The organism is Pseudomonas sp. AE27, assembly GCF_037113495.1.
GTDB classification, from domain to species: domain Bacteria; phylum Pseudomonadota; class Gammaproteobacteria; order Pseudomonadales; family Pseudomonadaceae; genus Aquipseudomonas; species Aquipseudomonas palmensis.
This window is the reverse complement of record NZ_CP146966.1, coordinates 2,692,845-2,713,178: the sequence shown is the minus strand read 5'-3', so window position 1 is coordinate 2,713,178 and position 20,334 is coordinate 2,692,845. Positions and strand designations below refer to the sequence as shown.

The window sequence follows — 20,334 nt, the reverse complement described above, 5'->3', positions numbered from 1 at the left end:
CACATTTGCCCACTGGTCGAGGTCCCGATGAATTTTTCCCAACTGCTCACCGCCGTGCGCCTGCAGCCCCAGGCGGTGACCATCCCGGCCGAATGGGCCCAGGGGCGTGCCTGTTTCGGCGGGCTGATGGCGGCGCTGGTGTACGAGGCCATGCACGCCAAGGTCGCCCCGGACCGTCCGGTGCGCTCGCTGGCCATCACCTTCGTAGGGCCGGCCGAGCCTGGGGTGCCGATCAGTTTCGAGGTGGAGCTGTTGCGTGACGGCAAGGCGGTCAGCTCGCTGCTGGGGCGCGCGGTACAGAATGGCCAGGTGGTGACCCTGGTGCAGGGCAGTTTCGGTGCCGGGCGCGATTCGGTGGTGCAGGTGTCAGGGCTGGCGCCGGTGCCGATGAGAAGCCTTGCCGAGTCCAGCCCCGAGTTGCCCTTCATCAAGGGCGTGACCCCCGAGTTCATTCGCCACCTGGCCATGCGCTGGGGCATTGGCGGCTTGCCGTTCAGCGGTAGCCGGTCACGCGAGATGGGCGGCTGGGTGCGCCTGCGCGGTGAGGATGTGGTCGAGGAGCCGGTGACCGAAGCCCACCTGCTGGCGCTGGTCGATGCCTGGCCACCGGCGTTGATGCCGCACCTGAGCAAGCCCGCTGCCGGCAGCACCCTGACCTGGACCATCGAGTTCGTGCAGCCGGTGGCCAGCCTGACCACCCTGGACTGGTGCCAGTACTGCGCCCAGATCGACTACGCGCGTGACGGCTACGGCCATGTGGCGGCCGCCTTGTGGAACGGAGCCGGTGATTTGCTTGCCATCAGCCGCCAGACGGTGACCGTGTTCGCCTGAATCACTGGCGCTGGCGCTCCACCGCCACACCGGCCAGCAGGCCGATGACGCCGACGGCCAGGGTGCCCAGGTCGGCGTCGAGCGCGCCGCTCAAGACCAGCAGCGCGCCGATGGCCAGCAGCGGCAGCGCAATCAGCTGCAGCGCGATGTTGGTGGGGGTACGAGGGGCGTGATGCCAGTGGGGCAGGTGAAACAGGTGCTTGTTCATCACGGTTCTCCTCAAGGTGCAAAACGAATAACCCAAGCGTAGTTTGGCCCCCGCCAGGGGGCCAATTGCGCGCGGCTATCGCGTTTATAGCTTGAGTTGACCGATGGCCTTGTTCAGCTCGCCGGCCAGGGTGGCCAGTTCGCTGCTGGTGGTGGCCGAGTCGACGGTCTGCTGCACGGTCTCTTCGGTCACGTCGCGGATGCTCACCACTGCGCGGTTCATCTCTTCGGCCACCTGGCTCTGCTGTTCGGCCGCCACGGCGATCTGGGTATTGCTCTCGCGCATCTGCGCCACCGCGCCGGTGATCTCCGCCAGGGCCTCGCCGGCTTCCTGGGCCTGCTTGACGCAGTCGTCGGCCTTGAACGAGCTCTCGGTCATGAACTCCACCGCATCGCGGGTGCCGGCCTGCAGGGCAGAGACCATGGTGGTGATTTCATCGGTGGAGCTCTGCACGCGCTTGGCCAGGTTGCGCACCTCGTCCGCCACCACCGCGAAACCGCGGCCCAGGTCGCCGGCACGGGCCGCCTCGATCGCCGCGTTGAGGGCCAGCAGGTTGGTCTGTTCGGCGATGCTGTGAATCACCCCGACCACGCTGTTGATCTTCTGGCTGTCCTCGGCCAGTTGACGGATCATCTCGGCCGTCTGCTGCACGCCGGTGGAGAGCCCCGAGATCGACGACTGCACGCGGCTGACCACGTCCTTGCCGCTGCCGGCCAGGGTGTCGGCGCTTTGCGACAGGTCGCGTGTGGCGCCGGCATGCTGGGCGATGTGGTAGACGGTGGCGGTCATTTCGTTGATGGCGGTGGCGGCCTGGTCGGTTTCGCTCTGCTGGCCGAGCATGCCGTGGCGCACCTCGTTCATGCTGGCGGCCAGGCGCGCGGCGCCGGCATCCAGCTGCGCGGCGGTTCGCGCCACGGTGTTGACCACGCGGTGGTAGGTGGTCTGCATGGCGTTGAAGGCGCTGGCCATCTGGCCGATCTCGTCGCCGCAGGACAGCGGCACCCGTGCCGACAGGTCACCGGTCTTCTCGACGTGCAGCATCACGTCCTTGAGGATGTTGAGCTGGCTGAGCAGGAAGCGGATCAGCAACTGCGAGGCGCACAGCATGGCCAGCATCAGGATCAGTACGCACACCGCATAGTTGACGAAGCGGTCGGTGAACACCTGCGCCATGCTCGGGGCCTGGGCCAGTACCGCGATCTGCTGGCCATCGCGCTGGATGACCTGCGCGCCGATCAGCGGGTCGCTGCCCAGCAGCGGCATGCCGTTCAGCTCGACCCAGCCCTGGGCAGTGGCCAGGGCCGGCAACGCCTGGCCATCGAAGGTGGGCGCCTGCCCGGGTGTGAAGCTGACCCAGGTGGCGTTCTGCGGCAAGGCCTGGCCGGCGGGCCAGGCGGCCAGCAGGCGGGCTTCGGATTGCACCCGGGCCTGGGCCGTCTCGGCCCTGGCGCGGGTTTCCAGGTGCACCGCATACAGCACCACGAACAGGGTTGTGACGAAGGCGACTGCGTTCACCGCCCAGAACTTGTACTTCAGTGAGATATTGCTGAGCCAGGCACCCATGGATAGGTCTTCTCTGATTGAGCGGAAACAATTTGGCAAGGTGCCATCAGTGTGCCAGCCAATTCAAAGACAAATCTTGATATGCGTCAAACTATGTCGGGGAGCCCGAAGAAGCGCCGGGCGCAGTCGCTGGTGTGCGCAGCCACTTGCTCGGGTGTCTCGCCCCGGTGCAGGGCCACTTCGCGCAGCACTTCGGGCAGGTAGGCCGGTTCGTTGCGACCGCTTTTGGGTTTGGGGCGCAGGGTCCGGGGCAGCAGGTAGGGGGCGTCGCTCTCCAGCATCAGGCGGCCAGTGGGGATGCTGGCAACCAGCGGGTGCAGGTGGGTACCGCGACGTTCGTCGCAGATCCAGCCGGTGATGCCGATGTGCAGGTCCAGGTCCAGGTAGCTGAACAGGGCGCTGCGCTCGCCGGTAAAGCAGTGCACCACGGCGGCGGGCAGGCGGTCGCGGTAGTCCTTGAGAATCTGCAACAGGCGTTCGTTGGCATCACGCTCGTGCAGAAACACCGGCATCTGCAGCTGCACCGCCAGTGCCAGTTGTTCTTCCAGGGCCTTTTCCTGTTGCGGGCGCGGCGAGAAGTCGCGGTTGAAGTCCAGCCCGCATTCACCCACCGCGTGCACCCGTGGCTGTTCGAGCAGCGCGCGCAGATGGCGCGCGGTGTCGCTGTTCCAGCTGCTGGCATCGTGGGGGTGTACACCGGCCGTGCTGAACAGGCGCCGGGCCTGCGGGTCGAGTTGCTCGCACAGGTGTAGCGCGGCTTCGCTGCCGGCCAGGCTGGTACCGGTCACCAGCATCTGATGCACCCCGGCGGCCTCGGCACGCTGCAAGATGGCCTCGTGCTTGCCGTCGAAACTTGGGTTGGTCAGATTGACGCCGATGTCGATGAGTTGCATGGTGCTACCTCAGGTTGTGCGGCAAAAGCGCTTGGCAGCGCCGAAAAATACCAATAACGCCAAGAACTTCAAGAAGTTGTCGCGGTCTTTTGCGGTCAATTGTCACGGACCGACCGCTCATTATGGCGTCAAATACTCAATCGCGGCCCTTTGCCGGAGACCGGATGACGCGATCACTTTGGCTTTTTTTGCTGTGTGTGGGCCTGCTGTGCGCCGGCCCGGCCCACGCACGCCTGCCTGGCCCGCAGCAGGCGGTGCCTGCGGCCAAGGTGCGCGACCTGGCGCAGATCCGTGAAAGCCGGGTGTTGCGCGTGCTGGTCAACCAGAGCCGCAACAGCTCCGGCGAGGTCAAGGGCCAGCCGGTGGGCATCGAATACCATCGGCTGATCGCCTTCGAGCATTATCTCAACGGGCGTGCCCGTGACGGTCAGCAGATCCGCCTGAAGATCATCCCCAAGGCCAAGGACCAGTTGATCGGCGCATTGCAGCGTGGCGAGGGCGATCTGGTGGCGCCCGGCGAGCTGATCGATTTGAGTTCCACCCGCGGGGTGATGGCCAGCGACCCGGTGCTGGAGAATGTGCCGCTGGTGCTGGTGGGGCGCAAGGGCGAACGGACCTACCAGCGCGTCGAGCAGCTTGCCGGCCGCACCGTGACCCTGACCAGTTCGAGTGCGGCAGGCGATACCCTCCACGAAATCAACCAGCGCCTGGCCCTGCGCAAGCTGGCGCCGCTCAAGGTGGAATGGGCGGACCCCAGCCTTGCGGTGGAGGATGTGCTGGAAATGGTGCAGGCCGGCATCTTCCACCTGACCGTGGTCGAACAGCCGATTGCCCGGCGCTGGGCGCAGGTGATGCCCAAGCTGCTGGTGCAGCGCAAGGTGCAGCTGGCCCAGCCCGAGGCGATGCATTGGTACGTGCGCCGCGACGCGGCGATGCTGCACGCCAATGTCGATCGCTTCCTCAAGGGGTATCACGCCCCGGCCGATCAGGATGTGGCGTTCGAGCGTATCTACCGGCGCCTGTACAAGGTGCATTACCCGCTGGCCCAGGCCAACCGCCAGCGCCTGGAAAAACTGCGGCCGGTGCTGCAGCGTCACGCCCAGGCCCAGAACCTGGATTGGCTGAACCTGGCGGCACTGGCGTTCAAGGAGTCGGCCCTCGACCCGGCGGCCAGGGGCGCAGGTGGCGCCCATGGGCTGATGCAGATCACCCCCGGTGCGGCGCAGCGGGTGGGAATCAGCGATATCGCCAATGTCGATGGCAATGTACAGGCCAGCGCGCGCTACCTGGCACTGATCCGGCGCAAGTTCTTTTCCAGCAACCAGCTCAACGAACGCGAGCGCATGGCGTTCGTGCTGGCCGGCTACAACCTGGGGCCGGAGCGGGTTCAGGCCATGCGGGCCGAGGCGCGGCGACGCGGCCTGAACCCCAACCAGTGGTTCTTTCAGGTAGAGCGTGTGGCGCTCGAGCAGGTGGGAATGGGGCCGGTCAGCTATGTTAATAGCGTCAACAAGTACTTTCTGGCATTCGACCGCGAACGCGACGCGCTGGAAGCCCGGGGACGAAAAGTGGCCTCACGCAAGTAATCGAAAATTACGATTTGTATGTGCAGATAATCGCGATTTTAACATTTGAAAATATGATTAAGATGGCGACCTCTACCACACACCTGCATCGCTTAAGGAAGACAGCATGAACGCCATCAACTCCGTATTGTTCACCCGCGCCGGCTGGGGCATTACCGTACTGCGCATCTTCATCGGCATCATCTTCATGGCCCATGGCTCGCAGAAGCTGTTCGGCCTGTTTGGTGGCGGCGGGCTGGCAGGCACCGCGCAGTACATGGAAAGCCTGGGGCTGACCCCGCCGACACTGATGGCGGCGCTGTCCGGTGGTGCCGAGTTCTTCGGCGGGCTGGCACTGGTCATCGGCCTGCTGGCACGCCCGGCGGCCCTGGCGCTGGTGGGGTTGCTGCTGGTGGCGATTTTCTCGGTGCACATCGGCAACGGTCTGTTCATGGCCAACAACGGCTATGAGTTCGCCCTGGCGCTGCTGGGTGGCGCGATTGCGGTACTGGTGGAAGGGGCGGGCAGGGCGTCGGTGGACCGCATGATCGCCAAGTGAGCCTTGGCGTTGTGGCACAAAAAGGGCCTGCATTGCAGGCCCTTTTTTGTGCCCGACCCGGCTGCTTGCTTCTGCGGCAACGCAGGCGCCTTCAGGGGCGCCGGCAAGTGCAGGAACCGGCGTCGCCGTCGAATGCGAGAAACTCGCTTGTTTTTCCGGCGTCCGGGTCGTTTATCAGACGATGGCATTGTTGACAGCCGGGCCGGCGCTTCTCTAGGATGCTGGCTTGCGCCGATTTAAACAGCTACTTGCGGGGCGCAGGAAGACCACCAGCAGGTCGTCCGAATACCGCTAAAGCGCTGGTTCGGTGACGCCTCGCACCGCAGCCCAGCGGGATCTGCGAGGCACAGAGAAGTACACCATGAGTTGCCCACGTACCAGCGTTTGCCTCACCCCTCTCCCTACCAGCCAGGCGGCTCGCACGCCGCGCATTCTGCTGAGCGGCAAACACCAGCCGACCCTGCTGCGCTACCTCGATGGCTGGCCCCGCCCCAAAGGCCGTGCCACGGCGTTCCTGATCCAGTTCGCCGACTCCTGCGAAACCCTCGCCCGGTTCGGCAACGACCGTTTCGACCTGGCCGTGGTGCAGGCGCCCTCGAGGGCCGATGCCGCCGAAGTGATCCACCACCTGACCCGCGTCGCCCGCCAGGGCTTGATCACCCGCGCCTGATCGCTCAGGGGTACTCGATCTCGACGATGTACACCGTCTGTTCGCCAGTCGGTGTCTGCACCCGCACTTCAGCGTCCAGCGCCTTGCCGATCAGGGCGCGGGCCAGGGGCGAATCGATGCTGATCAGGCCCAGTTTCAAGTCCAGCTCGTCGGGCCCGACGATGCGGTAGCGCGATTGTTCGCCGTCTTCGTTCTCGACCGTGACCCAGGCCCCGAAGTACACCTTGTTCGGGTCGCTGGGCCGTTCGCTCACCACTTTCAGGTTTTCCAGGCGCTTGGTCAGGAAGCGCACGCGGCTGTCGATTTCGCGCAGCATCTTCTTGCCGTAGGTGTACTCGGCGTTTTCCGAACGGTCACCTTGCGCTGCTGCCTCACTGACCGACTGGGTCACCTGGGGCCTGCGCACATGCCACAGTTCATGCAGCTCGGCGCGCATGCGCGCCTCGCCCTGTGGGGTGATCAGTGCGGTGCCGGCAGTGCGGGGCGGGCGGTATCGGCTCATGGGCTTCCAGGCTCGGGTAGGTAGCCGCCGAGTCTATCAGCCCTCGCGAAGCACTGTCAGCGGGCTGGCATTGAGCGCCCGGCGCGTGCCGAATACCCCCGCCCCCCCCACCAGCAACGCACCGATCACCGGCAACAGCAGCAGCCACGGGTGCGGGCTCCAGTGCAGGTCGAATGCGTAGCGGTACAGCAGCAGGCTGATCAGTTCGGTGCCCAGCGCCGCGAGCAGGCCGCTGGCGGCGCCCAGCAGGCCGAACTCGATGCGCCGGGCCTTGACCAGCAGGCTGCGGCTGGCACCCAGTGCCCGCAGCAGCGCACCCTGGTGGATGCGCTCGTCCAGGGTGGCTTGCAGCCCGGCGAACAACACGGCCAGGCCCGCCGCCAGCACGAACAGCAGCACGTACTGTACCGCCAGGGTCACCTGGGCCAGGATGCTGCGCAACTGCTCCAGCAGCGCATCGACCTGCAGGATGGTGGCTGCCGGGAACGCCCGCGACAGGGCCACCACCTGCTGGTCGTGGCCTGGGGCCAGGTAGAAGCTGGTGAGATAGGTGGTCGGCAGGTCCTGCAGGGTGCCGGGCTGGAAGATCATGTAGAAGTTGGGCTGGAAGCTGTCCCAGTTGACCGTGCGCAGGCTGCTGACCTGTACCTGGCGCTCCAGGCCACCGATGCTGAAGGTCAGGGTATCGCCCAGCTTGAGTTTGAGGCTCTCGGCCAGCTGCGCCTCCACCGACACGCCGGGCAAGGCATCGGCCGTTGGCTGTGCCTGCCACCACTGGCCGGCGCTCAAGGTGTTGCCCTGGGGCAGGTCGGCGGCCCAGGTCAGGCTCAGGTCGCGCTGGACGGCGCGGTCACCGGTGGATTCCTTGCTGACGATCTCGCGCACCGGTTCGCCATTGATGAGCGTCAGGCGCCCGGGAATCACCGGGAACAACGGCGCGGCATGGACCGAGAATTCGTTCAGGCGCTGGGCGAAGGTATCCTTGTCGTCCGGCAGGATGTTGAGCACGAAATAGTTGGGAGCATCCTTGGGCAGCTGGTTCTGCCAGGTGTCGAGCAGCTCGGTGCGCAGCAGGGCGATCAGGGCCATGGCCAGCAGGATCATGCCGAAGGCCAGCGACTGGCCTGCCGCCGCCAGCGGATGCTTGAGAAGTTGCCCCAGGCCCAGGCGCCAGGCCAGCGGGGCGCCGGCCAGCAGCCGGCGCAGGCTGCGCAGGCCGAGCAGCAGCATACCGCCCAGCACCAGCGCGGCCACCAGACCGCCGCCGAGCAGGGCGAAGGTCAGCAGCAGGTCCAGGCTCAGGCGCCACATGATGAGGCCCAGGGCCAACAGCGCTGCGCCATACACCAGCCAGCTGCTTGCCGGCACCGGCAGCAGGTCGCGGCGCAGTACACGCAGCGGCGGCACCCGGCCCAGCGCTGCCAATGGCGGCAGGGCGAAGCCGGCCAGCGCCACCAGCCCGGTGGCGATCCCGGCCAGGGCCGGGGCGATGCCGCCTGGCGGCACCTGCGAAGGCAGCAGGCCCTGCAGCAGGGCGAACAGACCCAGTTGCGCCAGCCAGCCGAGCAATGCGCCCCCCAGGGCTGCCACGCTGCCCAAAATCGCCAGTTGCAGGCAGAACAGGCTCAGCGCCTGGCGCCGGGACAGGCCCAGGCAGCGCAGCAGGGCGCTGGCATCGAAGCGGCGCATGGCAAAACGGCTGGCCGACAGCGCCACGGCCACGCCGGCCAGCAGCACCGCCACCAGGCTGGCCATGTTCAGGTAGCGTTCGGCCTTGCCCAGTGCACCGCCGATCTGCTGGTTGCCGTCACGCGAGTCGCGCAGTTGCTGGTGGGCGGCAAGCCCCGCCTTGGTAGCCTGGGTGTAGCTTGCCAGGGCCTGGGGCTCGCCGCGCCACAGGTCGCGGTAGGTGACCCGGCTGCCGGGCTGCACCACGCCGGTGGCATCCAGGTCGGCCAGGTTCATCAGCACCCGCGGAGTGAGGCTGTAGAAGTTGCCGGCGCGGTCCGGCTCATAGGTCAGCACGCGGCTCAGGCGCAGGGTCTTCATGCCCACGTCGACGCTGTCACCGATCTTGAGGTTCAGCGCCGCCAGCAGGCGCGACTCGACCCAGGCTTCGCCCGGCGCCGGACCACCGCCGGCCACCTCCGGCCCGTAGGCCTCGGCGGCACTGCGCAGCTCCCCGCGCAGCGGGTAACCCGTGCCGGCAGCCTTGACACTGGAGAGCTGGATGCCGTTGTCGGTGGCGATCACGCTGGAGAACTCGACCACTTTCGCATGGGCCAGGCCCAGCTGTTCGCCGTTGCGGATCTGTTCCGGGGTGGCCGGGGCGCTGCCCTGCAGCACCAGGTCGGCGCCAAGGAACTCGGTGGCACGCAGCAGCATGGCGCCGTTCAGGCGGGCGCCGAAGTAGCCGATGGCGGTGCTGGCGGCCACGGCCACCAGCAGGGCGAAGAACAGCACGCGCAGTTCGCCGGCGCGTGCATCGCGCATCAGTTGACGCAACGCCAGGCTCGGCAGGCGCAGAAACGACAGGTGTGCCATCTAGGGCTCCAGCGGGGTGACCAGGTGGCCGGCTTCCAGGCGAATCAGCCGGCCGCAGCGGTGCGCCAGGCGTTCATCGTGGGTGACCAGGACGAGGGTGGTGCCGCGTTCCTTGTTCAGTTCGAACAGCAGGTCGCTGATGCGTTCACCGGTGTGGCTGTCGAGGTTGCCGGTGGGCTCGTCCGCGAACAGCACCGCAGGCTCGGCGGCAAAGGCGCGGGCAATTGCCACCCGCTGCTGCTCGCCGCCGGACAACTGGCGTGGCGAATGGCTCAGGCGCTGGCCCAGGCCGACCCGTTCGAGCAGGCTGCGGGCGTGTTCGCGGGCATCGCGGCGTCCGTCCAGCTCCAGCGGCAGCATCACGTTCTCAAGGGCATTGAGGCTGTCGAGCAGCTGGAACGACTGGAACACGAAGCCGACATGCTCGGCGCGGACCTGGGCGCGCTGGTCTTCGTCGAGCGGGCCCAGGTCGTGCCCGGCCAGTGTCACCGAGCCTGCACTGGGCAGGTCGAGGCCGGCCAGCAGGCCGAGCAGGGTGGACTTGCCCGAGCCGGAGGCGCCGACAATGGCCAGGCTGTCGCCCTGTTTCAATTCCAGGCTCAGTTCGTGCAGGATGGTCAGGTCGCCTTCCGCGCTGGGGACCACTTTGCTAAGGTTGCGCGCAGTCAAGATGCTGGGGCCCATGGAGAATCCAATGCGAGTGTGGTTATTGAGTGCAGGCCTGGCCTTGCTGTGCATGGCCCAGGGCGCATCGGCAGGAACGGTGTTGATCGTTGGGGATAGTATCAGTGCCGCTTTTGGCCTGGATACCCGTCAGGGGTGGGTTGCCCTGCTCGAACAGCGGCTCAAGGCCGAGGGTTTCGATGACAAGGTGGTCAATGCCTCGATCAGTGGCGACACCAGTGCCGGGGGCCAGGCGCGGCTGCCTGCGCTGCTTGCAGAGCACAAGCCCAGCCTGGTGGTGGTGGAGCTGGGCGGCAATGACGGGCTGCGCGGGCAGGCACCGGCGCAATTGCAACAAAATCTTGCCTCGATGATCGATCGCTCCCGTGATGCCGGTGCCAGGGTGCTGCTGCTGGGCATGCGCCTGCCACCCAACTATGGCAAGCGCTACACCGATGCGTTCGCACAGGTGTATGCCGATCTTGGCAAGGAAAAGGACGTGCCGCTGGTGCCGTTCTTTCTCGAAGGGGTAGGTGGCGTGCCCGAGCTGATGCAGGCCGATGGCATCCATCCGGGGCAGGGCGCCCAGGCGCAGTTGCTGGAAAATGCCTGGCCATCAATAAAACCGCTGCTTTGACGCTTTTATACTGATCGGCTTTCGGCTAATGTTGCGCCCCCGATTTGGAGCCCCCGATGCCGCGTCCCGCCTGGTCCCTGTATGCCTATCAATTGATCGAGCCTGACGAACAGCTTGACCTGTTCGCCTGCCAGGAGAGTCGCGTCCACCTGATCGCCCGCCAACTCGAACTGGGCGGCTCCGTCGACCGTACCCTGTGTGGCACCCTGTTGCCGGCGCAACCGCGCTGGTCGGGTGTGGAACGCAGCATCTACCGTGACCAGCGCCTGTGCCGCCTGTGCCGGGCGATCCTCGAGGCGCAGCGGCGCGGTACGCGTCCGGTATGGCCCGAGCTGCAGGCCTGACGTCGGATCTTTTACGTTTGGCAAGGGTTCTGTGCCCGGATGCCTCCCGATCCCGCAGGGGGCGGTGTACAATTGCCCGCTTGACCCACCTGAATTAGCGAAGGATTCCCCGGATGTTGCCGCGCTTTCCCGCCGTCACCCGTTGCCTGTCCCTGGCCGCCCTGCTGGCGGCGGGCCCTGTTGCCGCTCTGGAGTTCCCCCTGCCGCCGCCGGGCGAGGATGTCATCGGCCAGGTCCAGGTGATCAAGGCCAAGTATGAGGACACCTTCGCCGACATCGGTACCGCCAACGACCTGGGCTACCTGGAAATGGTCGCGGCCAACCCGGGCGTGGACCCCTGGCTGCCAGGCGCCGGCACCGAGATCGTGCTGCCGACCCGTTTCATCCTGCCGCCGGGCCCGCGCGAAGGCATCGTGATCAACCTTGCCGAGTACCGCCTGTACTACTACCCCAAAGGCGAGAACGTGGTGCACACCTTCCCGCTGGGCATCGGCCGCGAAGGCTGGGGTTCGCCTATTGCCAACACCAAGGTCACGGCCAAGACGCCGAACCCGACCTGGACCCCGCCGGCCTCGATCAAGGCCGAGCACGCCGCCGACGGTGATCCGTTGCCCAACGTGGTGCCGGCCGGTCCGGACAACCCGCTGGGCCCGTTCAAGTTCACCCTGGGCGTACCGGGCTACCTGATCCACGGTTCCAACAAGAAGTTCGGCATCGGCATGCGTACCAGCCATGGCTGTTTCCGCATGCTCAACAACAACGTGCTGCAACTGGCGAGCATGGCCCCGGTGGGGACTTCGGTGCGCATCATCAACGAGCCGTACAAGTTCGGCCTCAGTGGTGGCAAGGTCTACCTCGAGGCGCATACTCCGCTGGATGACAAGGGCGACCCGTCGGTGGTCGACAAGCACACGGCAGTGATCAATGCCCTGCTCAAGCGCGAAGACCTGGCCAACAACCTGCGCATGAACTGGGACATGGTGCGTGACGTGGTGGCGGCCGAAGACGGTATCCCGGTTGAGATCGCGGTGCCGGGTGACGCCAGTGCGCCGATGGTATCGAGCGTTCCGCTCGAAATGCAGTAACCCGCTGCTGTTTGAACGAGGCCCGCTTCATGCGGGCCTCGTCGTTTGCGCAGGACGGTTCTGCAGGCAATAAAAAAGCCGACCCACAGGTGGGTCGGCTTTTTAACAATCCCGAGGGATTATTACTTGCGGCTGGCTTTTTCCAGCATACGCAGAGCGCGCTCGTTAGCTTCGTCAGCAGTTTGCTGAGCTTTCTGAGCGGCGGCCAGAGCGTCATCAGCCTTGCGGTAGGCTTCATCGGCACGAGCTTGTGCACGGGCTGCTGCGTCTTCGGTTGCAGTCAGACGGGCTTCGGTTTCTTTGGAGACGCTGCTGCAACCGGTGGCCAGTACTGCGGCCAGAGCCAGAGCAGAGAATTTCAGAACGTTGTTCATCGTGTTCCCCTTCAAGGACTTTCTATTAAAGAGCCATCTCTCAACAAAGAGAAACTGGCCGGCGTACATAGTACCCATTACTTGTAGTAAGTAAACTGACCGAGCGCAAGAACCGGAAAAAAATTGCGCGGTTGCGCAGGCCGTCCCGGCGGGGGTGTGAAAAGAATGCAGGCGCTTTTGTAGCGGCGCTGAAACACCGCTGTAAATGCGTCTTTGTAGTGAACTAAAAGTGACTCCAAGTGTCATTGTTCGTCTTACCACTACATCATCCGGCTACTGTTGGCAGTGTGGCTCGCTGCCGTGTTCGCATGCTGCAAGTGCAGGTTTTTTACGATCAAGTACCTTGAGCATCTGTGCACTGGGCGCCTACTATTTGTAGGTGCTCAGTTGCCAGAGAACAACCAGGCTGTTCTCGCTGTCCAAACGGGCACGGGGTGGCGTAGAGGTTCCTTCGCCGGACAAACATCGGTAAGGTAAGGGTCTGACGAGAAGACCCGCGAGGAGTAGTGATGAGCGAGGCGTTGTCCATCCACCATGACCAGGCTGGTCATCAGTTCGAGACCAATGTGGACGGTCATCGTGCCTACCTGACCTACATGGACCTGGGTAAGCAGACATTGGATATCTACCGCACGTTCGTGCCCAATGCGCTGCGTGGGCGAGGCATCGCTGCGGCGCTGACCGAAAAGGCCCTCGCCTATGCCGAGGACATGGGCTACACCGTGATCCCCTCGTGCTCCTATGTCGAGCGCTACATGGAACGTCATCAAAAGCATTCCAACAAGGCCTGAGCCTGCTGACACCCTGTTGAAAACGAAAACGCCGGGCATTGCCCGGCGTTTTCGTTGATGGCTTTCAGCCGCGGTTGCGCTTGGGCAACACGTCCTTGAGCTTGGCGCGCATGCTGCGCACGGACTTCTCGGTGGCTTCCCAGTCGATGCAGGCATCGGTGATCGACACGCCGTACTGCAGTTCGGCAAGGTCCTTGGGGATGGCCTGGCAGCCCCAGTTGAGGTGGCTTTCGACCATCAGGCCGATGATCGACTCGTTGCCTTCGAGGATCTGGTTGGCCACGTTGTCCATCACCAGCGGTTGCAGGGCCGGGTCCTTGTTGGAATTGGCGTGGCTGCAGTCGACCATGATGTTCGGCTTGATCCTGGCCTTGGCCAGGGCCTGCTCGCACAGGGCGACGCTGACCGAATCATAGTTGGGCTTGCCGTTGCCGCCGCGCAGCACCACGTGACCGTACGCGTTGCCCTTGGTGGTGACGATGGATACGCCACCTTCCTGGTTGATGCCCAGGAAGCGGTGCGGGCTGGAAACCGATTGCAGTGCGTTGATCGCCACGGTCAGGCCGCCGTCCGTACCGTTCTTGAAGCCGACGGCCGACGACAGGCCCGAGGCCATCTCGCGGTGGGTCTGGGATTCGGTGGTGCGCGCGCCGATCGCCGACCAGCTGATCAGGTCCTGCAGGTACTGCGGGGAGATCGGGTCGAGGGCTTCGGTGGCGGTGGGCAGGCCCATTTCCGCCAGATCCAGCAGCAGCTGGCGACCGATGTGCAGGCCGTCCTGGATCTTGAACGAGTCATCCAGGTACGGGTCGTTGATCAGGCCCTTCCAGCCCACCGTGGTGCGCGGCTTCTCGAAATACACGCGCATCACCAGGTACAGGGTGTCGGCGACTTCGGCCGCCAGCACCTTCAGGCGCTCGGCGTATTCATGTGCGGCCTTGAGGTCATGGATCGAGCAGGGGCCGATCACCACGAACAGGCGGTGGTCCTTGCCGTCGAGGATATTGCGTACCACTTCGCGGCCCGCGGTCACGGTCTGCAGGGCGGTGGCGCTGAGTGGAATGTCCTTCTTGAGCTGATCGGGGGTGATCAAGGTCTCGTTGGAGGCAACGTTAAGGTCGTCGATCGGTAAATCAGCCATCGTGTTACTCGTCAGGTCACGGGTGCCGGCCGCCAGCTACCCGCGCGGCGGAGCAGCATGATTGAACGCGGCGGGGTGCCGAACCTTAGCGCGTTACACCGTGATTCGACAATGGGCAGGGCCCGCTTTCCTGCCGCTTTGGCCCATTGGTATGGGGTTTTCTGATCAAAAGTGCCGTCACCCGACACGCTCGCAGGTTGCGGGCGGCAGCGCCCGGCCTGATAGTGTGTCGATTGTTTGACTTTATGGCGCCCGATGCAGGGCAGTGCGGAGCAGAGCGGCGATGAGCAAAGGCCTTGGCGACAAACTGGTGGTAGCCATTTCATCACGGGCACTGTTCGACCTCAGCGAGAGCCATCGACTGTTCCTGGCCGAGGGTGTCGAAGCCTACCGCCAGTACCAGATCGAGCACGAAGACGAATACCTGCAACCGGGTGATGCGTTCCCGTTGGTGGAAAAGCTGCTGGGCCTCAACGCCAGCCTCGGCCAGGCCCGGGTCGAGGTGGTGCTGGTGTCACGCAACAGCGCCGACACCGGGCTGCGGGTGTTCAATTCCATCGAGCATTATGGCCTGGGTATCTCGCGGGCAGCCTTCGTTGGCGGGCGCAGTCCGTATCCGTACCTGGCCGCCTTTGGTTGCCACCTGTTTCTGTCCACCGATGCAGAAGATGTGCGTCGCGCACTGGACGCCGGCTTTGCCGCTGCCACCATCCTTTCCGGCGGGGCGCGACGTGCGGCCAGCGCGGAGCTGCGTATCGCCTTCGATGGCGATGCAGTGGTGTTTTCCGACGAGTCCGAACGCGTCTATCAGCTCGGCGGCCTGGAGGCGTTCCAGGCCAGCGAGCGCGAGTCGGCCCGCGAGCCGCTGCGCGGCGGGCCGTTCAAGGCCTTCCTGGCGGCGCTCAACGTGCTGCAGAAAGAGTTCCCCAGTGGCGCCTGTCCGATTCGCACCGCACTGGTGACGGCGCGCTCGGCGCCGGCCCACGAGCGGGTCATCCGCACCTTGCGCGAATGGGACATTCGCCTGGACGAGTCGCTGTTTCTCGGTGGCCTGGACAAGTCGGCGTTTCTCGAGGCGTTCGCGGCCGATGTGTTCTTCGACGACCAGGCAGGGCACTGCGAACGCGCCAGCGCAGTGGTCGCGACCGGCCATGTGCCCCACGGCATCAGCAACGAACGTACCCCCGGCTAGGCCGCCTGGCAGGGCGCCGGACGGCTCTGCGCGTCGTTTTGGCGCTGCTAAGCTGAACCTTGCCCTGCCGTATCGGCAGCTAGGAGGTCAAATGATCCGTTCGATGCTGTGTGCCACCGACCTCGGTTGTTACTCTCCTTATGTCATGCAACACGCGCTGGCGCTGGCACGCAGCTTCAGCGCCGAACTGTACGTGGTCCATGCCGTGGAACCGATGGGCCAGTTCGCCGAATCGCTGCTGGAAAGCTACCTTGATGAACATACCCTGTCCCATATGCGCGGCCGGGCGCTCAATACCGTGATGGCGAACATCGAACAACGGGTGCTGGAGAACTTTCAGGATGAACTGGGCGAGAAGGAAGACCTGGCGCTGATCCGCGCGGTGCGGGTACGCCAGGGCGACCCGGCCGACGTGATCCTGGAGCAGGCCCAGCGCCTGAGCGTCGACCTGCTGATCGTCGGCAGCCACAGTCAGGGCGCCGGTAGCGAGATCCCCTTGGGGCGCACGGCGGTACGCGTCCTGCAGCTGTCGCCGGTGCCTGTGTACATGGTGCCCCTGGCGCAGTACCTGGGGCGGCGCAAGTCATAGGGGAGGCGGTGTAGGACGTTGTAAGAAAGCTGAAGAAATAGTTCTAGATTTATTCTTCAAACCACTAATATAGTTATAACTCGTCGCTGCTGCCGGTGACGCCCAGTTGATTTGAGGGATACCTATGAAGCTTCAACAATTGCGCTACATCTGGGAAGTGGCGCACCACGACCTCAACGTCTCCGCGACAGCGCAGAGCCTGTATACCTCCCAGCCGGGGATCAGCAAGCAGATTCGCCTGTTGGAAGACGAGCTGGGTGTGGAAGTGTTCGCCCGCAGCGGCAAGCACCTGACCCGCGTGACCCCGGCAGGTGAGCGCATCATCACCACCGCCGGCGAGATTCTGCGCAAGGTCGAGAGCATCAAGCAGATCGCCCAGGAATTCTCCAACGAGAAAAAGGGCACCCTGTCGATCGCCACCACCCACACCCAGGCACGCTACGCCCTGCCGCCGGTGATCAGTTCGTTCATCAAGCAATACCCTGAAGTGGCGCTGCACATGCACCAGGGCTCGCCGATGCAGATCGCCGAGATGGCGGCTGACGGTACCGTCGACTTCGCCATCGCCACCGAGGCCCTGGAGCTGTTCGGTGATCTGGTGATGATGCCGTGCTACCGCTGGAATCGTTGCGTGGTGGTGCCGCAGGGTCACCCCCTGACCAAGCTGCCCAAGCTCACCCTGGAGGCGTTGGCCGAATACCCGATCGTGACCTATGTGTTCGGCTTCACTGGCCGCTCCAAGCTCGACGAAGCCTTCAGCCATCGCGGCCTGACCCCCAAGGTGGTGTTCACCGCGGCCGATGCCGACGTGATCAAGACTTACGTGCGCCTGGGCCTGGGCGTGGGCATCGTGGCCAAGATGGCGGTGGACACCAAGCTCGACAACGACCTGGTGGTGCTCGATGCCAGTGAGCTGTTCGAGTCCAGCATCACCAAGATCGGTTTCCGTCGTGGCACCTTCCTGCGTGGTTTCATGTGCGACTTCATCGAGAAGTTCGCGCCCCACCTGACCCGTGAAGTGATGGCCAAGGCCATCCAGTGCCACAACAAGCAGGAACTCGAAGAGCTGTTCGCTGGCGTCGAACTGCCAGTGCACTAAGCCCTTGCAGTGCCTTCAGGCCGCCAGCACGGTGGCCTGAAGGCGCTCCTGCAGATAGCCCCGCGAGCAGGTAGCCCAGCCACTGGCCACGATGCCCTTACTGCTGACGCAATGTCTGGCAGGTGGGGCCAGGTGCTGCGCTCAGGGTGTGCATGTTCAGCCCTTGGTAATCAGGTTGCCGGCGTGCAGCCCGCATTCCTTCTGAGTCGACTCTTCCCACCACCAGCGGCCTTCGCGTTCGTGCTGGTTGGGCAGTACCGGGCGCGTGCAGGGTTCGCAGCCGATGCTGATGAAGCCGCGTTCATGCAGGCTGTTGTAGGGCAGCTCGAGCATGCGGATGTAGCCCCAGACTTCCTCACTGCTCATCTGCGCCAACGGGTTGAACTTGTACAGGGTGCGCTCGGGGGTGGAGAAGGCGCTGTCGATTTCCAGCGCGGCCACCTGGCTGCGGGTGCCGGGGCTCTGGTCGCGGCGCTGGCCGGTGGCCCAGGCGCTGACGGTGCTCAGTTTGCGGCGCAGCGGCTCGATCTTGCGGATGCCGCAGCATTCGCCGTGGCCGTCCTTGTAGAAGCTGAACAGGCCCTTTTCCTTCACGAAGGGGTCGAGTGCACTGCGATCGGGGGAAAGGATCTCGATCGGCAGCTTGTACTGCTCGCGCACCTGGTCGATGAACCGGTAGGTTTCCGGATGCAGGCGGCCGGTGTCGAGGCTGAACACCTTGACGTTCTTGTTCAGCTTCCAAGCCATGTCCACCAGCACCACGTCTTCGGCGCCACTGAAGGAGATCCACAGATCGTCGCCGAAGTGTTCGAAGGCGAGCTTGAGGATGTCCTGCGGGGACTTGTTGGCATAGGTCGCGGCGAGGGCGGCGACGTCGAAGGGTTGGCTCATCAGGCGGCTTCCGGTCATTGAATGGCGCTTGGCGCTCGTAATGGGCGAATGTTAACAAAAATTGCCGGGTTAGACGGCGCGCCTGTAGAGTGCGCCTTCCATTTTTAGCGTTGTTCGAGGAGTGAGCTGTGGAAATTGCCTGTCTCGACCTGGAAGGTGTACTGGTCCCGGAGATCTGGATCGCCTTTGCGGAAAAAACCGGAATCGAATCGTTGCGGGCCACCACCCGCGACATTCCCGATTACGACGTGCTGATGAGGCAGCGCCTGCGCATCCTGGATGAGCATGGCCTGAAGCTTTCCGACATCCAGGCGGTGATTGCCACGCTCAAGCCGCTGGACGGCGCCATCGAGTTCGTGGACTGGTTGCGCGAGCGTTTCCAGGTGGTGATCCTGTCCGACACCTTCTACGAATTCTCGCAGCCGCTGATGCGCCAGCTGGGTTTCCCGACCTTGCTGTGCCACCGCCTGATCACCGACCAGAGCGATCGTGTGACCGGCTACCAACTGCGCCAGAAAGACCCCAAGCGCCAGTCGGTGCTGGCATTCAAGAGCCTGTACTACCGGGTGATCGCGGCGGGTGACTCGTACAACGACACCACCATGCTGGGCGAGGCGGATGCAGGCATTCTGTTCCATGCGCCGGAAAACGTGATTCGCGAGTTCCCGCAGTTCCCGGCGGTGCATGATTTCGAGGCGCTGAAGAAAGAGTTCATCAAGGCCTCGAACAGGTCGTTGAGCCTGTAATACCGCCTTCGCCGGCAAGGCCGGCTCCTGCACGCTGTAGGAGCCGGCCTTGCCGGCGAAGCGTTCTAGAGGCCCTGCAGGGTCTGGAGCAACACCCTGACCTTGGTGATCGACTCCTCGTACTCCGCCTCCCACTGCGAGTCCGCCACCACCGCACCGCCCCCCCAGCAGCACACCTGGCCGTCCTTCACCAGCAGGCTGCGGATGGCGATCGAGCTGTCCATCTCCCCGCGCACGTCCACATACAGCAGCGAGCCGCAATACAGCGCGCGCCGGCTCGGCTCCAGTTCGTCGATGATCTGCATCGCCCGAATCTTCGGCGCCCCGGTGATCGAGCCGCCGGGGAAGCTGCCGGCTATCAGGTCCAGCGCATCCTTGCCCGGTGCCAGGCGTCCGGTCACGCTGCTGACCATGTGGTGCACGTTGGGGTAGCTCTCCAGGCTGAACAGCTCCGGCACCTGCACCGAGCCGGTAGCGCAGCTGCGCCCCAGGTCGTTGCGCAGCAGGTCCACGATCATCAGGTTCTCGGCGCGGTCCTTGGTGCTGGCCAGCAGCTCGGCAGCATTGGCGGCATCCTGCACGGGGTCGCTGCTGCGCGCACGGGTGCCCTTGATCGGGCGGGTTTCGACCTCGCCCTGGCTGACCCTGATGAAGCGCTCGGGCGAGAAGCTCAGCAGCGCGCTGCCATCGGCCAGTACCTGATAGCCGGAGAAGGGCGTAGGGCAGGCAGCCCGCAGCGCCTGGTAGGCCGCCCACGGGTCGCCCTGGCAGGGTGCGCGAAAGCGTTGGGTAAGGTTGATCTGGTAGCAGTCGCCGGCATGGATGTACTGCTGCACCCGCTCGAACGCCTGACGGTAATCCTCGGCTGCGAGGTCGCCGCGCATTGGCGCCGCAAGCCTGAATGCGCCGGCTACCGTCGGGGCGTCGTGCTCGAACAGTGCCACCAGGCGCTCGCGTTCGGTGGCGGGCAGCGCCGGATGAAACACCAGCTGGCTGCGTTGCCGCTGATGGTCGCTGATCAGTGCCCAGGCATACAGCCCCAGGCTTGCGTCACCCAGCCCCAGGTCGTCGCAGGCAATGGCGGGCAGGCGCTCCAGGCGCCGGCCGAAGTCGTAGCTCAGGTAGCCGATCAGGCCGCCGGCGAACGGCAGCTCGACACCTGCCGGCAAGTGCGCGCGCCCAAGCCCGGCCAGTTGCTCGCGCAGGCGCTGCAGGTAGTGCTGGCCGTCTTCTTCGGCGTCCGGGGTCAGCGTGCACAGTGGCCAGGCGCTGAGCAGGTCGAAGCGCCCACGCACGGCGCCAGGCCGCGCGCTGTCGAGCAGCACGGCGCCAGGTGCCTGGCGGATACGGGCAAAGTAGACGGCCGGGTCGGCCTGGTAGGGCAGGGGGTGAAGTGTGCAGGTCGGCATTCGGGTGAACAGCTGTCGAGGCGGGGCGAGCATTGTAG

General features: G+C 64.8%; 22 protein-coding genes. 12 read left to right on the top strand and 10 right to left on the bottom strand.

Features of this window, described 5'->3' with window-relative positions:
- Positions 1–27: 27 nt before the first annotated feature.
- Positions 28–831 carry a thioesterase family protein gene (locus tag V9K84_RS12490; RefSeq protein WP_088515671.1) on the top strand — a complete coding sequence of 268 codons (804 nt, stop codon included), beginning with the start codon at positions 28–30 and terminating at the stop codon, positions 829–831.
- Position 832: 1 nt separating this feature from the next.
- Here V9K84_RS12490 and V9K84_RS12485 read toward each other — a convergent pair whose 3' ends face one another.
- The 3 genes from V9K84_RS12485 to V9K84_RS12475 all read right to left on the bottom strand — a co-directional run bounded on the left by V9K84_RS12485 (position 833) and on the right by V9K84_RS12475 (position 3,495).
- Complete coding sequence (locus V9K84_RS12485) at positions 833–1,039, bottom strand: hypothetical protein (protein WP_052504289.1); 207 nt, start codon at positions 1,037–1,039, stop codon at positions 833–835.
- A gap of 84 nt (positions 1,040–1,123) precedes the next feature.
- Positions 1,124–2,602, bottom strand: coding sequence for a methyl-accepting chemotaxis protein (locus V9K84_RS12480; RefSeq protein ID WP_054915686.1), 1,479 nt, complete (start codon positions 2,600–2,602; stop codon positions 1,124–1,126).
- A gap of 86 nt (positions 2,603–2,688) precedes the next feature.
- Positions 2,689–3,495 carry a TatD family hydrolase gene (locus V9K84_RS12475; RefSeq protein WP_043863097.1) on the bottom strand — a complete coding sequence of 269 codons (807 nt, stop codon included), beginning with the start codon at positions 3,493–3,495 and terminating at the stop codon, positions 2,689–2,691.
- 164 nt (positions 3,496–3,659) lie between these two features.
- Between V9K84_RS12475 and V9K84_RS12470 the strand changes: the two genes are divergently transcribed.
- The 3 genes from V9K84_RS12470 (at position 3,660) to V9K84_RS12460 (ending at position 6,289) form a co-directional block, all read left to right on the top strand.
- Entirely contained in the window at positions 3,660–5,081 is a 1,422-nt protein-coding gene (locus tag V9K84_RS12470; protein ID WP_088515672.1) for a transglycosylase SLT domain-containing protein, read from the top strand.
- Positions 5,082–5,187: 106 nt separating this feature from the next.
- Entirely contained in the window at positions 5,188–5,619 is a 432-nt protein-coding gene (locus tag V9K84_RS12465) for a DoxX family protein (RefSeq protein ID WP_043863095.1), read from the top strand.
- Between the two features lie 361 nt (positions 5,620–5,980).
- Positions 5,981–6,289, top strand: coding sequence for a hypothetical protein (locus V9K84_RS12460; protein ID WP_054915688.1), 309 nt, complete (start codon positions 5,981–5,983; stop codon positions 6,287–6,289).
- A 4-nt stretch (positions 6,290–6,293) separates the two neighbouring features.
- Here the strand turns inward: V9K84_RS12460 and greB are convergent, their stop codons facing one another.
- Genes greB through V9K84_RS12445 form a run of 3 tightly spaced genes read right to left on the bottom strand, consistent with a single transcriptional unit; the run spans position 6,294 to position 10,019 of the window.
- Positions 6,294–6,791 carry a transcription elongation factor GreB gene (gene greB / locus V9K84_RS12455; protein ID WP_043863093.1) on the bottom strand — a complete coding sequence of 166 codons (498 nt, stop codon included), beginning with the start codon at positions 6,789–6,791 and terminating at the stop codon, positions 6,294–6,296.
- 36 nt (positions 6,792–6,827) lie between these two features.
- Positions 6,828–9,335 carry an ABC transporter permease gene (locus V9K84_RS12450; RefSeq protein WP_088515673.1) on the bottom strand — a complete coding sequence of 836 codons (2,508 nt, stop codon included), beginning with the start codon at positions 9,333–9,335 and terminating at the stop codon, positions 6,828–6,830.
- Complete coding sequence (locus V9K84_RS12445; protein WP_043863091.1) at positions 9,336–10,019, bottom strand: ABC transporter ATP-binding protein; 684 nt, start codon at positions 10,017–10,019, stop codon at positions 9,336–9,338.
- 10 nt (positions 10,020–10,029) lie between these two features.
- Here V9K84_RS12445 and V9K84_RS12440 point away from each other — a divergent pair, with 10 nt between their 5' ends.
- The 3 genes from V9K84_RS12440 (at position 10,030) to V9K84_RS12430 (ending at position 12,064) form a co-directional block, all read left to right on the top strand.
- A complete protein-coding gene (locus V9K84_RS12440) occupies positions 10,030–10,635 on the top strand; it encodes an arylesterase (RefSeq protein WP_043863090.1) in 606 nt (201 codons plus the stop codon).
- A 56-nt stretch (positions 10,636–10,691) separates the two neighbouring features.
- The gene (locus tag V9K84_RS12435; RefSeq protein WP_043863089.1) at positions 10,692–10,979 is read left to right on the top strand and encodes a hypothetical protein; all 288 of its coding nucleotides are present in this window, start codon (positions 10,692–10,694) and stop codon (positions 10,977–10,979) included.
- 113 nt (positions 10,980–11,092) lie between these two features.
- On the top strand, positions 11,093–12,064 hold the full coding sequence (locus V9K84_RS12430) for a L,D-transpeptidase family protein (protein ID WP_043863088.1): 972 nt from the start codon (positions 11,093–11,095) through the stop codon (positions 12,062–12,064).
- Between the two features lie 122 nt (positions 12,065–12,186).
- Here the strand turns inward: V9K84_RS12430 and oprI are convergent, their stop codons facing one another.
- Positions 12,187–12,438, bottom strand: a complete 252-nt coding sequence (gene oprI / locus V9K84_RS12425) for an outer membrane lipoprotei OprI (protein WP_037058464.1) — start codon at positions 12,436–12,438, stop codon at positions 12,187–12,189.
- 509 nt (positions 12,439–12,947) lie between these two features.
- Between oprI and V9K84_RS12420 the strand changes: the two genes are divergently transcribed.
- A complete protein-coding gene (locus V9K84_RS12420) occupies positions 12,948–13,229 on the top strand; it encodes a GNAT family N-acetyltransferase (protein WP_043863087.1) in 282 nt (93 codons plus the stop codon).
- A 64-nt stretch (positions 13,230–13,293) separates the two neighbouring features.
- On the opposite strand, the gene V9K84_RS12415 is transcribed toward V9K84_RS12420, so the two are convergent.
- Entirely contained in the window at positions 13,294–14,370 is a 1,077-nt protein-coding gene (locus V9K84_RS12415) for a 3-deoxy-7-phosphoheptulonate synthase (RefSeq protein ID WP_043863086.1), read from the bottom strand.
- A 283-nt stretch (positions 14,371–14,653) separates the two neighbouring features.
- Between V9K84_RS12415 and V9K84_RS12410 the strand changes: the two genes are divergently transcribed.
- From V9K84_RS12410 to cysB, 3 genes are all read left to right on the top strand, one after another.
- Positions 14,654–15,562, top strand: coding sequence for a 5'-nucleotidase (locus V9K84_RS12410; RefSeq protein ID WP_043863085.1), 909 nt, complete (start codon positions 14,654–14,656; stop codon positions 15,560–15,562).
- Between the two features lie 91 nt (positions 15,563–15,653).
- Positions 15,654–16,151, top strand: a complete 498-nt coding sequence (locus V9K84_RS12405; protein WP_043863084.1) for a universal stress protein — start codon at positions 15,654–15,656, stop codon at positions 16,149–16,151.
- A gap of 124 nt (positions 16,152–16,275) precedes the next feature.
- Positions 16,276–17,250 carry an HTH-type transcriptional regulator CysB gene (cysB, locus tag V9K84_RS12400; protein WP_043863083.1) on the top strand — a complete coding sequence of 325 codons (975 nt, stop codon included), beginning with the start codon at positions 16,276–16,278 and terminating at the stop codon, positions 17,248–17,250.
- Between the two features lie 156 nt (positions 17,251–17,406).
- On the opposite strand, the gene V9K84_RS12395 is transcribed toward cysB, so the two are convergent.
- Entirely contained in the window at positions 17,407–18,141 is a 735-nt protein-coding gene (locus V9K84_RS12395; RefSeq protein WP_054915690.1) for a phosphoadenylyl-sulfate reductase, read from the bottom strand.
- A gap of 128 nt (positions 18,142–18,269) precedes the next feature.
- Between V9K84_RS12395 and thrH the strand changes: the two genes are divergently transcribed.
- Complete coding sequence (gene thrH / locus V9K84_RS12390) at positions 18,270–18,887, top strand: bifunctional phosphoserine phosphatase/homoserine phosphotransferase ThrH (RefSeq protein WP_088515675.1); 618 nt, start codon at positions 18,270–18,272, stop codon at positions 18,885–18,887.
- 65 nt (positions 18,888–18,952) lie between these two features.
- On the opposite strand, the gene pabB is transcribed toward thrH, so the two are convergent.
- On the bottom strand, positions 18,953–20,296 hold the full coding sequence (pabB, locus tag V9K84_RS12385; protein WP_088515676.1) for an aminodeoxychorismate synthase component I: 1,344 nt from the start codon (positions 20,294–20,296) through the stop codon (positions 18,953–18,955).
- Positions 20,297–20,334: the final 38 nt, after the last annotated feature.